Below are 16192 nucleotides of genomic sequence, written 5' to 3' on the forward strand. Positions count from 1 at the left end.
ATAATTAGCCACAATCTGTGGGCTGAATGCATTGACACTGCATGATTCAGGGGAATATAATAGGTGTAAGTTAACATATGAACAAATACTCATATATAGGGACGATCAAGGGAGATGAGTCATTTGAGTACGGTAGAAGACAATGTGAAGCGCAAGTGGGTCCTGGATGGGCTGGACTGCGCGAACTGCGCAATGAAGATCGAGAATAAGGTCAAGAAGATTGAAGGCGTGTCCTCCTGCTCCGTCAACTTCGCGACGAAGACCATGACACTGGAGACAACAGCTGCTGCTGCAGATGAGATCGCGAAGCAGGCTGAGCATACGGTAACCAAGCTGGAGCCGCATGTGAAGCCGCGTGCGGTTCGAGCTTCGCGTGCGGTCAAGAAGCCGTTGTCTGCGGAGGGGGCAGCTCAGGTACGCGGCGTAGCGGTTCAAGGACAGGGTCATGTTCATACCCACGGCGAACCGCACGGTCATGAGCATGCCCATGGAGAAGGACATTCCCATGAAGAGGGGCACCCGCATTCACATGCTGCTGAGCATAGCCACAGCAAGGAGGAATCACATGGCCACGGACACAGCCATGAGCATGGGGAGGGCGATACGCGCCGCATCCTGATGCGGCTGGGCGGCGGTGCCATTCTGGCTGCGGCCGGCATGTTCCTGCCGGTCAGCGGGATCACCGAGCTGCTGATCTTCCTGGCAGCTTATCTGATTGTCGGCGGAGAAGTCGTCCTCGCCGCTGCCCGGAATATTGTAAGGGGCCAGGTGTTCGATGAGAACTTCCTGATGGCCCTTGCGACCATCGGCGCCTTCGCCATCGGCGAATATCCCGAAGGCGTTGCGGTTATGCTCTTCTATCAGGTAGGTGAGCTGTTCCAGGGAATGGCGGTGAACCGTTCACGCCGTTCGATCACAGCGCTGATGGATATCCGGCCGGAGTTCGCCTATCTGAAGGAAGGCAGTAATCTGCGGAAGGTGTCCCCCGAAGAGGTTAGAGTAGGAGACAGCATCGTAGTTAAGCCCGGTGAGAAGGTTCCGCTGGACGGGATTATTCTGGAGGGCAGCGCGATGATGGATACCTCGGCACTGACCGGAGAATCCGTTCCCCGTTCTACTCAGCCGGGCAGCCAGGTACTCAGCGGATTCATTAACCGCAATGGTGTGATTACCATTGAAGTGACCAAGGACTTCGGTGAATCGGCAGTCTCGCAGATTCTGGAGCTGGTCCAGAATGCTACGAATAACAAAGCAAAGACAGAGAATTTCATCACCAAATTCGCCCGTGCCTATACGCCGGTCGTAGTCATAACAGCGCTGCTGCTGGCCGTGGTTCCGCCGCTGATTCTGAGCGGAGCCACCTTCTCCGACTGGATCTACCGTGCACTGGTCTTCCTCGTTATCTCTTGCCCTTGTGCGCTTGTCGTGTCGATTCCCCTCGGGTTCTTCGGCGGGATCGGTGCCGCGTCGAAGAACGGGATTCTGGTGAAGGGCAGCAACTATCTGGAAGCCTTGAATGATGTGAAGATCGTTGTGTTCGATAAGACTGGAACCTTGACCAAAGGCCAGTTCACGGTAACCGGCAATGTTCCGGCGGAAGGCTTCACAGAGCAGGAGCTGCTGCGGGTAGCGGCTTATGCGGAGAGCCACTCCGGCCATCCGATTGCGGAATCCATCCGTGCGGCCTATGGCGAAGCTATTCCGGGTGAAGCCATTACCGGCTATAACGAAATTTCCGGCCACGGCATCGCAGTTACCGTGGAGGGGAAGGCAGTGCTGGCCGGGAATGCGCGACTGATGGAGCGTGAAGGGATTACCAGCGTAACTCCGCAGGAGTACGGGACGATCGTTCATATTGCTGTAGATAAGCGCTACGCAGGCTATCTCGTCATTGCAGATGAAGTGAAGGACGATTCGCTTAAGGCGATTCAGGCTCTGAATGCATTGGGAATCCGCAAGACGGTTATGCTGACGGGTGACGCCGCTCCGGTAGCCGAGTCTGTCGGCAGACAGCTGGGCATTCAGGAGATTCATGCTGAGCTGCTGCCGGGAGATAAGGTCGCAGCGATTGAACAGCTGGAGCGGGAAAAGGGACCGAAGGAGAAGATCATTTTTGTCGGGGACGGGATTAATGATACTCCGGTGCTGGCCAGAGCGGATGTCGGGATTGCCATGGGCGGACTTGGCTCGGATGCGGCCATTGAGGCAGCGGATATTGTAATCATGACGGATGAGCCTTCCAAAATCGCTTCCGCCATCGGGATCGCCAAACGGACACGGACCATTGTCTGGCAGAACATTGCTTTTGCGCTGGGAGTCAAAGCGGTCTTCCTGCTGCTGGGAGCGTTCGGAATTGCCACTATGTGGGAGGCCGTATTCTCAGATGTCGGAGTTACTGTACTCGCTGTACTGAACAGCATGCGCGCCTTACAGCCGCCGAAATCGTTATAATCGTGTAAGATGAATCGATAATGAAATAATTATGAAAAGTATAAGCCTTAATGATCCTAATTTTTGGGTCTTAAGGCTTATTTTTATTGTATGTATTATGCTTTTTGTCTATTTATGCCGATATATCAATATATATATTTACAGCATATGGAAGACCAGAATGGGTTTCTAGGGGGATTTTGCGGTGAATGAGGGAAGTGTACGGTCAAAATTGAAAATGAATGCAAAGAACGGAAAATCATTATCGCTGCAAAGCAAGTATTCGCTTGTTATTTTGGCAATTGCTATTGTACCTCTGCTCGGCGTCACGATTTTTTTCATGCAGTACTTCGGGGGTGTCACCAGAGACGATAGCGAGGAGCTCGCCCAGAATATTCTGGAGATGAACACTACACGCATCGTAGAGTGGCTGAATACGCGGACATCTGCGGTCCAGGAGCTGATTGCGCAGCATCCTGAATTCGATACCTCAAGACCGGATACTATTTTTCCTGTGGTCAAGGTACTCGAAGAGAGCGATACTCAGTCCGAAGGCTACAGCGTCATTAACAAGCAGGGCATTCTGGCTAATTCCCTTAAGCTTACGGCGGATGTAGGCCAATCGGCATATTTCCTGCAGGCCAAGGAGAGTCTTGCTCCGGCGGTAGCGGAGATGTCTTATCTGGAACAGCTCAGTAAATATATTATCCCGGTATTCGTTCCGGTCGTGGACAAGGACAAGCAGTTTGGCGGCGGTATCGCCTTCTCGGTGACACCGGACATTCTGATGGAGATGGGCAAAAACATCCACGTGGGCGATACCGGCTACGGATATGTGATCTCTGGCAAGGGTGATTATTACGCCTACTCCGAGACCGAGCGGATCGGCAAGAATATCGCGGATTACGCGAAGACCACAGAGATGAAGCAGGCCGTAGAGCATATTCTCGGCAAGGAAGCAGGCTCGGAAGTTTATAAGGGAGAGGACGGCAAGCAGGTGATTACCTATTTCCGTACCGTCCCGGGCACAGACTGGAAGCTGCTGATTACGGTTCCCAAAAGTGAGATTACCGCCAAAGTCACCTCAGCCCAGCGGATATCCACATTGTTCATTGCAATCATCATTCTGGCGGTCGTTGCCTTGGCCTTGTATCTGACCCGTCTGATTGTGAAGCCGATTGTGGCGATCTCCGGGGTGATGAAGAAAGTAGCGGACGGCTATCTCAGCGAACGGGTGACCGTGCGCTCGGGTGATGAGATCGGCCAGATGAGCCAGAGCATTAATGATATGATCGGATCATTGTCCGGCATTGTCGGCAAAATCGATGCTACCGTGGAGCAGGTTGCTGTCTCGGCAGAACGCGTGCTGAAATACGCCAGTCAGACCTCGAATACATCGGCAGAGATTGAGACGGTCGTCCAGGAGGTCGCGCATGGAATGGGCGAGCAGTTCAAAGGCTCGGAGCAGGCGGCCAGAGCTACGGAGGAGATGGCGATCGGGCTGCAGCGGATTGCGGAATCCTCGGTTAATGTGTCCGACCAGGCGGAGACAGTCAGCGCCGAGGTCGAGAACGGCTATGTGGAGATTCAATCCACACTTAAGCAGATGAATGTCATCAGCGGCGCTGCGGAGGAGACCTCGGCCCTGATCAGCAATCTGAGCGGGCAATCCGAACAAATTGGCCAGATTGTTGACGTAATCTCCGAAATCTCCAATCAGACGGGGCTGTTATCGCTCAATGCGTCGATTGAAGCGGCCAGAGCAGGCGAGCACGGGCGCGGGTTCGGCGTGGTGGCGAATGAAGTGAAGAAGCTGGCGGAGCGCACGAACAGCGCCATTGTGAACATTGTGGAGCTGATCCGTCAGATTCAGGAATCCACCAGAGCGGCCGAGGTCTCTATGGAGAAGAGCATTGCTGAGATCGGAGACGGGATGGGTAAAATGCAGAATGTAGGCACCTCCTTCGACCATATCCGCTCGTCCATCCGTGAGGTATCGGTTCAGATCCAGGACGTCTCTGCCGTCAACGAGCAGATGTCCGCCGGGACAGAAGAGATTACGGCCTCCATTTCCGACATGCTGATTATTGCCAGAGATTCTGCCGAGAGCGCCGAGATGGTGGCGGAGGCTTCCACCGAGCAGCGGAATCTGATGGGCCAGGTTGTCACCTCAGCCGAATCCCTCAACCAGCTGATGAGCGAATTGCGCAGCGAGATCGAGAAGTTTCAATAATATCAGGTAAAATCATCGCAAACACCCCTCTGCCCCACAGGTTACTGTGTGAAGCAGAGGGGGGTTTGCGGTATAGGCTGTGCTGTTAAGCTTAGTGCTGCTCCTCCAGCGTGAGGCTATCAATTCCCGCGCGGATGATATTGCAGGAGTCGGTGAATTTAGCCATCTCTGTATCGCTGAGGTTCAGCTCCAGCAATTCCTGAATACCGCTGCTGCCGATAATGGCCGGAACTCCGGCGCATACGCCGCTTTGTCCGTATTCCCCGTCCAGGATGGCGGAGACGGCGATGATTTTGTGCTCGTCATTCAGAATGGAGCGGGTGATATAAGCGAGGGCACTGCCGATCCCGAAGTGAGTCGAACCCTTGCGCGTAAAAATCTCCCAGCCGGCATCCTTCGTCTTGCGGGCGATATCCATAAGGTCCAGGCTGCTGAAGCGCTCGCGGTGCTGCTCCATAATCTGCAGAATCGGCTTGCCGCCGATTGTCACATGGGACCAGGCTACGAACTGCGACTCCCCGTGTTCGCCAAGGGCGTAGCCGTTGACGCTGCGCGGATCAATCGTGAACACCTCCGACAGCAGTGTCTTCAGCCGGGAGGAGTCGATGGAGGTGCCTGTGCCGATCACCCGGTGCCGCGGCAGGCCGGAGATCTGCCAGACCATATAAGTTACAATATCTACAGGGTTCGCAGCGACGACGAAGATCCCATCGAAGCCGCCCGCCATAATCTCGGTGATGATCTCCCGGGTAATTACAGCAGCGGCATCCAGTACATCCAGCCGGGTCTGCCCCGGCTTGGGATTGGCGCCTGCCGTCAGAATGACGACATCCATCCCCGCACAGTCACTGGCGGTGCCGGCATAGACCTTGGTGCGTGTTCCGGTGAAGTCCATGCAGTGCGAGAGATCAAGCGCTTGTGCCATGGCGCGGTCGTAGGTACGGTCGATCATCATGATCTCATCGCATATGGCTTGATTCACCATGGAATAGGCAACGCTTGAGCCGACCATGCCGGAGCCGACGATTGCCACTTTTCTCGATTTACTTTTCAATTGCCCAGTCCCCACTCTCTACAAGTATGGTACTATTCTAACTGATCTCATCGCAAGTTACCTGACATCGCACCGAAAATGCCCGCCGCACCCGTCCGTTATTTGGCCATAATTCACATGGAAGGTTAGAGTATCAGGGTTCTTATGAATTATAATATGCAGCTGATGGGTATTTGGGAAGACAGAAGGAAAGGGTGTTCCCGGCAGTCCTCCCTAAGGCTGCCGGGGACACCCCCTTGTACATAATTATATAATCCATCCCGGCCTCACCCTAGACCCGGGGCTGCGGAATCTGCGGCTCGGCAGGCAGCATTCCGGTATAGTGCTTATACATGAACAGTCTCCAGTGGAGGATCATGCCGAAGGCCAGAATGAAGAATAATCCGCCGGACTGCGGAACTGAGACATACCGGTTGATGAACTCATGGAGCAGGGTGCGGACCAGCAGCAGTCCAAGCAGAATGAAGGCGAAGCTCTTGGAGCGCTGGGCATAGATCAGCCCTTCACGTTCTTCGAACCGCGTACTGCGGATTAGCGGGTAGGCAAAAATAAACCAGCCGACCAGGAAAGCCGCTACCGCCCACCACCAGGGGAAGCGCACTTCCGGTACGACGAACATGGCGAAGCCGGTGGACATGCCAAGCGGCGGAATCCATATTTTGCGGATGGTTACCGGGCGGGCGCTGGCCTTCATGCGGATAAAAATCACCATCAGCGCCATGAATACTGCTCCCAGCGTGGAGCCCACATGCAGAAGTGAGGGGTTGATGTTACCCATAATTCACGTTCCTCCTCTGTGATTTCGGTCACTATTTACTTCATTATAGCAGATAATGAACGGATTTCATTAATGATGCGCAGCCTGCCTCATACGGGTGATCTGCCTGAAGCACACAGCAAACCCGCCAGAGTCTAACCCCGGCGGGTCTGCTTGCTAAGTATAGTTCAGCAGCTTCAGGAAAGAATGCTGCCATAGAGCTTAAGAGCGGCTACGTCCGCCAACCGAACGCAGAATCAGGCTTACGATAAAGATCAGAACCACAGCACCGATCAGTGAAGGGAAGACATAGTAGTCGCTGATCTTAGGTCCCCAGCTTCCCAGCAGCATGCCGCCGAGCCATGAACCGAGAATACCAGCGATAATGTTGCCGATAATTCCGCCCGGAATGTCTCTACCCATAATCAACCCGGCCAGCCAACCAATTACGCCACCAACAATCAACATCCATAGTAAACTCATTAACTTTCAGCTCCTTTTGTGTTTGTTGTCTTCGATGGTTACTATTAACCTCATGCACAGCGTTTAAACCAAGTGTTAAATTTTGCCGGCACACATTTATTTAGTATTCCAGTCTGTCCAAATTTATGCTGTTTAACCCTGATAACGCAGTGGGTACATAAAGATGTTATAGTGAATTTATGGTTCACCCGCTGAGTGAGTATAGGGGTGTACAGGGTATATAAGCTTATATACTATACAATAAAGGAGCCGCTGCCATGCACCAGCCTAATGAAGTATTATTCTATATTGGAACGTACAACAGTGAGGAGAAAGAGGCCATCCTGCTCGGTGCGCTGGATAAGGAGAGCGGAGAAATGAGGGTTATGGGCGGTACCCGGGCGATCCAGAACCCTTCCTATCTGGCGGTTAATGCGGCGCAGACGGTATTATATGCTGTGAGTGAGCAGGATGAGGGTGAGGTTCATGCCTACGCCATTGATCCCGGCAGCAAAGCGCTGCATCCGCTGGGCAGCAGAGCGACCGGGGGCGGCGCGCCCTGCTATGTCTCGGTGGCTCCGAAGGGAGATTACATAGCCGTGTCTAACTATACGGGAGGGAATGTCAATGTGTTCCCGCTGAATGAGGACGGGTCATTACAGGAGATGTCCTCCCAGGTGAAGCATGAGGGCTCGGGAATCCGCAGCGACCGTCAGGAGGCCCCCCATCCCCATTCCGTGATTCCGGACAAGACGGGTGATCATGTGCTGGTCTGTGATCTCGGTCTCGACCAGATCGTGTTCTATCGTGTGGAGGACGGGAAGCTGGTCACTCACCGGGAGGTAGAGCTTCCTCCAGGCTCAGGACCGCGCCATCTGGCGGTTCATCCTTCGCGGCAATGGATCTATCTGGTTAATGAACTGAACAATACGGTTACCGTGTTCGCCAATGATGAGCCTCAGGGCAATCTGAAGCTCCTGCAGAGTATCAGCAGTCTCCCGGAGCATTATACCGCCGGAAGTGATGATACGGCTGCAGATATCCATGTATCACCATGCGGACGCTACCTCTACGTATCCAACCGTGGGCATGACAGCATCGCACTGTTCCATATTGATAAGGCTACGGGTCTGCTGGAAGCGGAGGACTGGGTGACTTCCGGGGGACGGACACCGCGTAACTTCGCTCTGATCGGCGGCATGCTGCTCGCTGCTAACCAGAACAGCGGCAATATTGCCTCCTTCCGCATAGACAGTGAGACCGGACGGCTGATCCCTACCGGCAATGAGCTGGAAGTGCCGGCGCCTGTCTGCCTTGTAGCCCTGGATTAACCTGCACAACGACCCTGTGCAGGAACAGCAAAGCCCCCTGTCCGCAGTATGGCGGACAGGGGGCGATTTTGGCTTTTTATAGATAGAATGATGTCCGGTTAATACACTCCTGTCAGCGGGTCCTCCCGCTCATAGAAGCCGATGTCATCCAGCATAATCTTGTCTTCTGTCCCTTGCAGATAAAAGGTGATGTCTGTCAGACTATCCGGATCAAGCTCGGGCTCTTCCTCAAGGAACAGCTCGAAGGGCAGCTTGTACGTCTGGTAGACGGCTTCCGAGAGGTTGCCGAATTTGCCGTCACTGATCCGCTCCTCCAGCCATGGACTAAGCGTAAACTCAGTCTGCGGCAGCGGCAGAATATCCATCACTTCGTCCAGGGGAATTCTTGCAGAGGTGTCCTTACTGTCGGTCAGCTCCACCTCTACCTCCGGGGAGAGTTCTGCCTCCGGCAGCGGCTTGGAATCTCCATCCTCGTTAGGACCGGAATTATGATTCGCCAGGGAGAAGGTCAGTCCCTCTACGGCAGGGGATTCCGCAAGCGTCTGAGTCAGCGTGTCGCTAAGCCTAATGCTGTAAGCGGCCTCGGCATCCGTATGCTCCTGATCCGGGCTGCTGCTGCGCTCCAGCAGAATACCGTAAGAGGGCTTGTTGTTCCGTTCGCGGTCCTTCGCGGCCTCTTCGCTCCAGTGAAGCCCCGTAGTAGTAGAGACGGTCCCGCCTTGGACGGCGTCTCGGTTGCGGTCTTCATCATAGTCCGCCACCGTGATATAGGCCCCGCTCTGGAAGCGGTTATAGTAGGCGGTATCCGGCAGCCACCGGGCACCGCTGCGGTAATCGCGGAACAATTGCCGGTACTCGCTCCTCCCGTGCAGCGTGGTCTCCAGGAAGGCAGAGACATAGACCTTGGCGATTCTCCGCTGCTCCTCCCCGTCCATGATCCGGGAGCGCTTCAGGAACAGGCCGGTAGGCAGCGTCTGGTCATATAGCCCCCAGTCCGTATTGAACTGGCTGTGATTAGCGTCGGCAATATAGAGCGAACTTTTGAAGCCAGGGGTATTGCCGGTGTAGGAAGAGCGCATATATTGACGATCCCCGTAGAAATCATGTACATCGCCGTCACGGGCGCCCTGGAGTGTCAGATAGCTCACATCGGTTAGACGGGCCTGCTTGCTGTCGATCATTTTATCCGTAGGTGCCAGGGCAATGACCGAAGTAATATGGAACTGTTGAATAGCGTCCAGAACCGGATCACTGCCGAACCAGCGCGCCGCATCCGCAGCCATGGCTACGGCCTGCCCGCCGCGGCTGTGGCCAAGCAGTGCAACAGAGTCATAATCAACCTTCTGGTAAAAGGGGGTGCCGGGCTGCTCCGCGAAGCTGCCGATCTGCTGCAGATGCTTCAGAATCATCCAGGTCCGCGCCTTGAAGTCGTTGTCAGGAATACCCGACCAGGCCGAATAATTCAGGAAATTCTCATCCAGGGTGACCGCGATGAAGCCCCGGCTGGCCAGTAATTCACCAAGATAGGCATAGCCGTCCTCGGAGAAGTCCTCCATCATATGGTTGCCATGGACCATGAGCACCAGCGGATAAGGCCCGTCCCCATCCGGCATCCACACTCTGGCATTCAGCGGGAGGGAAGCGGGATCGAACCCCCAGAACAGGGTCCGCAGCACGGGCCAGGAGGAGATATATTCGGTAGCATCCACGGAAGCAGAGGCTAGCAGGACATCCTTGCCATACGCCTTGCGCTGCAGATCCTTGCCGCTGCCATAGGTGAAGGTGTGGAACTCATAGTCGCCCGGCTGGGCGGGATCGTCCGCCGTTACGGGAAGCACCTGTCCGTCCGCCGCCAGACTCTGAAGCGAGGGTACAGGTACCGGGCTGCTTCCCGTCCCATAGCCATAGGCCAGTGCGAAGGGGGAGAGGAAGAGTGCCGCTGCCAGCAGACCACCGGTGAACATTCTCCGGGTCCGCAGCAGACCGGCCGCAAGTCCCCCTATCCCGCAGGCCAAGGCTGCGATACAGGCGACAACGGCTGCAGCTCCAAGCTCCAGATCGGAAAAATACAGGATCAGCAATACAGTCCCATAGGTGCTGAGCAAAGAGCCTGCGAACAGATGCGGACAGCGGAGTCCGGTTAGGGAGAGCAGCACAGCCAGCAGATTGCCGGCCAGCGCCATAACTAGCGTCCCCGCGCCGGCTGCCAGCATAATATCCGCTGCGCTTCCGAGTCCGGTAGGAATACCCATAATAACTATAGAAAAAGCCAGAATGCATAGCGTCCACGGGCCGCTGAGCGCAGTCCTCCATAAAGTAGTATCATACCTGTACGTCTCCAGGATACGTCTGCCCAGTTCTCTGAATACACGCCTGTGCAGCCGCGGTCCCTGCGGCGCGGGACCATACTCCAAATCCATTCCCATGATCATTTCCCCCGGTGTAAGCGGCAATAATAGAAACTGCGATGCCGTTTTTATTTATATGAATTCGCTCTATTTTCGCTCAATAAGATGTAGCAATGATATTACTTTGGGGCAACAATAACAAGTGGGTCTTACAGGAACGGGCGCCACTTCCTGCCCCGGGTCCAGCGATCGCCGTCTTTCATTCAAAGTGAAAAAAAGGTTTGACAGCGCGGGAAGCGTTCAGTATTATATCTGTATAACCTACTAAATGGGTAGGAATAATCGAATAAGTTCTTACCGTACAGACGGAGGAACGCCTGCTTCAGGCTCGCAGATACGTGTCTATAAGACCGGTTTGACTTGCCGCAAGCGGGCTTTCCTGCGTCTATTGCTTGTTACAAGACTATTATGGGGGAGTGGTTGGGATGACAAAAGGGATCAAGAAGGGGCTTCTCGCCGGGGTTGCATTGATATTGACGGCAGGGCTTACGGCTTGCGGGAACAGTAATGCAGGGAATAGTGCGGGTGCAGGAACAGCGGCCCCGGCAGCAACAGAAGCGGCTGCGAATGCATCTTCAGCACCGGAAGCCACCCAGACACAGGCCAAAGATCCGGTGGAGCTGCTGAATGTATCCTACGATCCGACGCGTGAGCTGTATGAGAACTATAACAAGGCCTTCGCCGCCTACTGGGAGAAGGAGACCGGCCAGAAGGTAACCGTTAAGCAATCGCATGGCGGATCGGGCAAGCAGAGCCGGGCCGTGCTGGATGGCCTGGAGGCGGATGTCGTTACGCTGGCGCTCGGGTATGACATTGATGCGCTTCAGGAGGCCGGCTTGATTGGCGCGGACTGGCAGAGTAAATATGAGCATAACAGTTCCCCATATACCTCCACCATCGTCTTCCTGGTCCGCAAAGGCAACCCGAAGGGCATCAAGGATTGGCCGGATCTGCTTAAGGACGGCGTAGAGGTCATCACCCCTAACCCCAAGACCTCCGGCGGTGCCCGCTGGAACTACCTGGCTGCCTGGGGCTATGCGCTGGACCACAATAATAATGATGAAGCCAAGGCTCAGGAATTCGTGCAAAAGCTGTTCAAGAATGTACCGGTCCTGGACACCGGAGCACGCGGCTCAACCACTACCTTCGTGGAACGCGGCATCGGTGATGTGTTGATCGCCTGGGAGAATGAGGCTTATCTGTCCATCAAGGAGCTGGGTCCGGATAAATTCGAGATTGTGAATCCGTCAGAGAGTATTCTGGCTGAGCCGCCGGTTGCTGTGGTGGATAAGGTCGTCGATAAAAGAGGAACGCGTGAGGTAGCAGATGCCTATCTGAAATATCTCTACACCGAGGAAGGCCAGAAGATTGCTGCCGAGAACTATTACCGTCCGACACTGGATAGCGTAAAGGCCGAGTTCAAGGATCAATTCCCGGAGATCAAGCTGTTCACCCTGGCGGATAAATTCGGAACCTGGAAGGAGACGCAGGCGAAGCACTTCAATGACGGTGGGATTTTCGACAAAATCTACGTACCGGGCAGCTGACAGCGGAGTTCGTGAACGATGATGCAGAAGCGGCAAGACCATACTGACAGGCGGAATTCCGCCAGAGGCTGATCGGCCATATGCCGAAGGCAGGAAAGGGTGAATGGGCAGATGAATGTCACGACCAAAGCTGCTGCAAGGACAGTGTCACGGCGCAAGCTGCTGCCGGGGTTCGGGATTACGATGGGATTCAGCGTGCTGTATCTGAGTCTTGTGGTCCTGCTGCCGCTGTCCGCGCTGCTCTTTAATTCAACGGGGCTGAGCTGGGCGAAATTCTGGGATGTGGCTACGGATGCCCGCGTCCTGGCCTCCTACCGTGTCAGTCTGAGTACGGCGGGCGCTGCGGCCCTGATCAATGTTTTTCTGGGACTGCTGCTGGCCTGGGTGCTGGTGCGGTATGAATTCCCCGGCAAAAGAATCTTCGACGCCCTGATCGACCTGCCGTTCGCGCTCCCTACAGCCGTGGCGGGCGTATCGCTGACCGCCCTCTATTCCCAGAACGGCTGGATCGGCTCCCTGCTGACGCCGCTGGGCTTCAAGGTTGCCTTCACGCCGCTGGGCATCACGCTGGCGCTGATGTTCATCGGCATTCCCTTTGTCGTCCGTACGGTGCAACCGGTGCTGGAGGATCTGGACAGGGACATGGAGGAAGCCGCTGCTACGCTGGGGGCAGGCCGCGGGCGCACCTTCCTGCGGATTGTCCTGCCCGAGCTGCTCCCGCCGCTGCTTACGGGCTTCGCCCTGGCGTTCGCCCGGGGCATCGGCGAGTACGGCTCTGTCGTGTTCATCTCCGGCAATATGCCGATGCGCACAGAGATCGCCCCGCTGCTGATCATGTCCAAGCTGGAGCAGTTCGATTACGCCGGAGCCACCGCTGTGGCCCTGATTCTGCTGCTGCTCTCCTTCCTGATGCTGCTGGTCATCAACAGCCTTCAGCACTGGGCGCGGAGGAGCTCGCGATAAGAGAGAACGGGTATGCTTCATAAAACTTAAGCATATGCTTCCGAAGCGAGTTTTGTTAGGAGCGGATTCAGGATGCATATACCAACAAAACTTAAGCATATGCTTCCGAAGCGAGTTTTATTGCGAAGTTAATAGGGGAGCGTATGCTTCATAAAACTTTTAGGAGGAATAAATATGGCCGGTACGGTTCCCCTGCATGTCCCCGGGCCGCGTACAGGCGCGTCATCGCCTTCTACGACGGAGTCACAAGCGGTGAAATGGGTGCTCATCTCCCTGGCGGGACTGGTCCTGCTCTGGCTGATTGCGCTGCCGCTGATTATTGTGCTGGTGGAGTCGCTGAAGCGGGGGCTGGATGTCTACTGGGCCGCATTGACCGACCCGGATGCCGCCTCGGCGCTGAAGCTGACGCTGCTGGTCGCCGCAATTACGGTTCCGCTGAATACGGTCTTTGGGGTAACGGCGGCGTGGGCGGTAACCAAGTTCCGTTTTCGCGGCAAGGGCTTTCTGGTGACGCTGATCGATCTGCCTTTTGCCGTATCACCGGTGATTGGCGGGCTTATCTTCATTCTGGTGTTCGGCTCGCATGGCTGGTTCGGCCCCTGGTTAAGCGACCACGATATCAAAATCGTCTTCGCCCTGCCGGGCATCGTGCTGGCTACGCTGTTTATCACGTTCCCGTTCGTCGCCCGTGAGCTGATTCCCCTGATGGAGGAGCAGGGCACACAGGAGGAGGAGGCTGCGATTACGCTCGGTGCGCACGGGTGGCATATCTTCTGGCGCGTAACGCTGCCGAATATCAAGTGGGGCCTGCTCTACGGCATTATTCTCTGTAATGCACGGGCCATGGGTGAGTTCGGGGCCGTCTCGGTGGTGTCCGGGCATATTCGCGGGGAGACGAATACGTTGCCGCTGCATGTCGAAATTTTGTACAACGAATATCAGTTCTCGGCATCCTTCGCGGTGGCTTCTCTGCTGCTCCTGCTGGCACTGGTGACGATGGTTGTAAAAAGCCTGCTTGTACGCAAAAATGCTCATTGACAGCTATTGGGTGCCGTGCTAAGTTAATTCATAGTATACAAGTTGGTAATAACGGAATTTAGGCAGAGTTATTCCCTAACCGGGAAAGGGAGGCTTGCGAATGGCTAAACCACTGAAGGTGGATGAGGTATGGCTTGCGCGGATAACGGAACTGCTCGACGATATGGAATTCGGCTCCTTGCACATCGTAGTGCATGAAGGCCAAATCGTACAGATGGAGCGCACGGAGCGCAAACGTTTCGAGAACAGCACAGCAAATTCACGTGGTAGTGGAGAGACCGGAAGCCGGCGGACCGATACCCGTGCAGGGGGACGAGGATAATACAGAAAGACCTCCCATTGGGCAACCAATGGAAGGTCTTTCTTGTGGTATAGGAAATTATGATTTTCTTCTGTTGTGAATAAGTGGCGCGCAGGCGTGTGGCTCAAATGTATGCGGAAAACAGTATACATGTCGGTTTCCCTGTAGGTTCCTCTCAGCATGGCTGCTGGAACTAATCGCTGGACTTCCTGCACAGCTCCTCCCACTCCTCAAAAGACAGCTTGCTTGTGATCGTCTTCAACCCCTGAGGGACTTCGATATGACACATCAGCTCCAGAGAGTTGCCGTCCGGATCATTGAAGTAAACCGAGGCATTGCCTTGATGGGGGCGGATAAAAGGCTCAACCGTGCTTCTGCTGCCGAAAGGAACCGGGTCAATCTGTAGGGAACGCAGCCAGGCGAGCGATTGCTTCAGGTCCTCATAAGTGACTTCGAAGGCAATATGCCTCAGGGAAGGGTGATAAGGGGTCTGAACCTCCGGCCCTTCCCATAATCCGATCCAGCTCCGCCCCTCTGTAATCCAGAAGAACGCGGTGTCCTCATCGCGCCAGGCGAATTTCAGTCCCAGTCTTTTATAGAATTCAATAGATGCTTCCAGATTAGAAACGGGTAAATGGGCTTCGTATAATCCTTTAATCATAATTAGTAAGGTACTCCTTGTTCATTGATTAATGTGCTTACTGTCAGTAACGTGGATTGCGCCGTGATCCGCTTAGCCCTTCTACGAGCAGAATAATAGCGGTAATTGCATGCATCACCCAGCCGACAAAAGGAATCAAGGCAACCACCGAGGTGACCACGCCCACTACATTCCCGATAATCGGACCGCGCTCTCTCAGCAGAATGATTATGGCTACAGCATGCAGCAGAAAAGCGATTCCTAGCGGCGCCCAGGCATTTGCCACCACAAAGCTTCCCCCGATAATCGGCAGCGCCAGAAAAGCCTCATAAGCGAAAGTTCCCCATTTAAACAGTTTCCCTGTAGGAGACATAATTACTTCACCAACCTTCCAAAATAGTAGTGTTGCTTGTCTATCCACAGTTTACCCAAGGACACGGGGTAAGAATAACCTGCCCGTCTGCAGAGTGCAAGTGCTGTGTTTTGAGTTATTGTACGCCGAAGGAGGCGGGGCGTTTCAATTTTGAACAAATACATATATATTGGTATCAGTATAGCAGGCGGGTTATGCTTGCAGATTGCAGTAAATAGGAGGAGTGGCATGACAAATTCAGCACAGCCGGAGATCCGGCAGGAGTTGCCCTCAGTAGAGGATTATATCGCACTGCGGCAGGAAGCCGGGCTTAGTCCGATGAGCATAGAGGGGGCGGCAGTCGGACTGCCTAACTCTGCTTTTGCGGTGACCGTGTATGCGGGGGATCTGCTGGTGGGAATGGGCAGGGTTATTGGGGACGGGGGATGTTTTTTTCAAGTGACGGATATAGCAGTGAAGCCTTCCTTCCAGGGACGGGGTCTCGGAAAAACCATCATGGGGGAAATCCGCGCATTCCTGGACAGTGTGCCGGAGAAGGCATATATCAGTCTCATTGCTGACGGGGAAGCGGCCAAGCTGTATGCCAAATACGGGTTCGCGCCGGTAATGCCTGCTTCACAGGGAATGTTCCTGCGGCGATAAATCGTGTGAATTC

The 16192-nt window shown here is 54.7% G+C and carries 14 protein-coding genes; 8 read left to right on the forward strand and 6 right to left on the reverse strand.

Annotated elements, in window-relative coordinates; genetic code table 11:
- The first annotated feature begins 123 nt into the window (after positions 1–123).
- A complete protein-coding gene (locus tag NST69_RS00560; RefSeq protein ID WP_340956513.1) occupies positions 124–2451 on the forward strand; it encodes a heavy metal translocating P-type ATPase in 2328 nt (775 codons plus the stop codon).
- A 184-nt stretch (positions 2452–2635) separates the two neighbouring features.
- A complete protein-coding gene (locus NST69_RS00565; protein WP_340956511.1) occupies positions 2636–4663 on the forward strand; it encodes a methyl-accepting chemotaxis protein in 2028 nt (675 codons plus the stop codon).
- A gap of 91 nt (positions 4664–4754) precedes the next feature.
- Here NST69_RS00565 and NST69_RS00570 read toward each other — a convergent pair whose 3' ends face one another.
- The 3 genes from NST69_RS00570 to NST69_RS00580 all read right to left on the reverse strand — a co-directional run bounded on the left by NST69_RS00570 (position 4755) and on the right by NST69_RS00580 (position 6957).
- Positions 4755–5717: an L-lactate dehydrogenase gene (locus NST69_RS00570; protein WP_036732776.1), complete on the reverse strand. Its 963-nt coding sequence runs from the start codon at positions 5715–5717 to the stop codon at positions 4755–4757.
- A 271-nt stretch (positions 5718–5988) separates the two neighbouring features.
- Complete coding sequence (locus NST69_RS00575; RefSeq protein ID WP_036732774.1) at positions 5989–6495, reverse strand: cytochrome c biogenesis protein CcdC; 507 nt, start codon at positions 6493–6495, stop codon at positions 5989–5991.
- Positions 6496–6696: 201 nt separating this feature from the next.
- The gene (locus NST69_RS00580; protein WP_036732764.1) at positions 6697–6957 is read right to left on the reverse strand and encodes a GlsB/YeaQ/YmgE family stress response membrane protein; all 261 of its coding nucleotides are present in this window, start codon (positions 6955–6957) and stop codon (positions 6697–6699) included.
- 257 nt (positions 6958–7214) lie between these two features.
- Between NST69_RS00580 and NST69_RS00585 the strand changes: the two genes are divergently transcribed.
- Positions 7215–8267: a lactonase family protein gene (locus tag NST69_RS00585; RefSeq protein ID WP_342548222.1), complete on the forward strand. Its 1053-nt coding sequence runs from the start codon at positions 7215–7217 to the stop codon at positions 8265–8267.
- Between the two features lie 98 nt (positions 8268–8365).
- Here the strand turns inward: NST69_RS00585 and NST69_RS00590 are convergent, their stop codons facing one another.
- Entirely contained in the window at positions 8366–10693 is a 2328-nt protein-coding gene (locus tag NST69_RS00590; RefSeq protein WP_342548223.1) for an alpha/beta hydrolase, read from the reverse strand.
- Between the two features lie 407 nt (positions 10694–11100).
- Here NST69_RS00590 and NST69_RS00595 point away from each other — a divergent pair, with 407 nt between their 5' ends.
- From NST69_RS00595 to NST69_RS00610, 4 genes are all read left to right on the forward strand, one after another.
- A complete protein-coding gene (locus NST69_RS00595) occupies positions 11101–12222 on the forward strand; it encodes a sulfate ABC transporter substrate-binding protein (RefSeq protein ID WP_036732757.1) in 1122 nt (373 codons plus the stop codon).
- Positions 12223–12333: 111 nt separating this feature from the next.
- Entirely contained in the window at positions 12334–13185 is an 852-nt protein-coding gene (gene cysT / locus NST69_RS00600; protein WP_209877361.1) for a sulfate ABC transporter permease subunit CysT, read from the forward strand.
- 174 nt (positions 13186–13359) lie between these two features.
- On the forward strand, positions 13360–14223 hold the full coding sequence (gene cysW, locus NST69_RS00605) for a sulfate ABC transporter permease subunit CysW (protein ID WP_340956503.1): 864 nt from the start codon (positions 13360–13362) through the stop codon (positions 14221–14223).
- Between the two features lie 100 nt (positions 14224–14323).
- Positions 14324–14545, forward strand: coding sequence for a YezD family protein (locus tag NST69_RS00610; protein ID WP_036732753.1), 222 nt, complete (start codon positions 14324–14326; stop codon positions 14543–14545).
- A 172-nt stretch (positions 14546–14717) separates the two neighbouring features.
- Here NST69_RS00610 and NST69_RS00615 read toward each other — a convergent pair whose 3' ends face one another.
- Together NST69_RS00615 and NST69_RS00620 are read right to left on the reverse strand one after the other, a co-directional pair.
- Positions 14718–15185 (reverse strand): VOC family protein, encoded by a 468-nt coding sequence (locus NST69_RS00615; RefSeq protein ID WP_036732749.1) that lies wholly within the window; start codon positions 15183–15185, stop codon positions 14718–14720.
- Positions 15186–15228: 43 nt separating this feature from the next.
- On the reverse strand, positions 15229–15537 hold the full coding sequence (locus NST69_RS00620; protein ID WP_340956501.1) for a hypothetical protein: 309 nt from the start codon (positions 15535–15537) through the stop codon (positions 15229–15231).
- A gap of 228 nt (positions 15538–15765) precedes the next feature.
- Here NST69_RS00620 and NST69_RS00625 point away from each other — a divergent pair, with 228 nt between their 5' ends.
- Positions 15766–16179, forward strand: a complete 414-nt coding sequence (locus NST69_RS00625; protein ID WP_340956500.1) for a GNAT family N-acetyltransferase — start codon at positions 15766–15768, stop codon at positions 16177–16179.
- Positions 16180–16192 lie beyond the last annotated feature (13 nt).

Source organism: Paenibacillus sp. FSL P2-0089 (assembly GCF_038595095.1).
In the GTDB taxonomy this organism is placed as follows: domain Bacteria; phylum Bacillota; class Bacilli; order Paenibacillales; family Paenibacillaceae; genus Paenibacillus_AQ; species Paenibacillus_AQ silagei.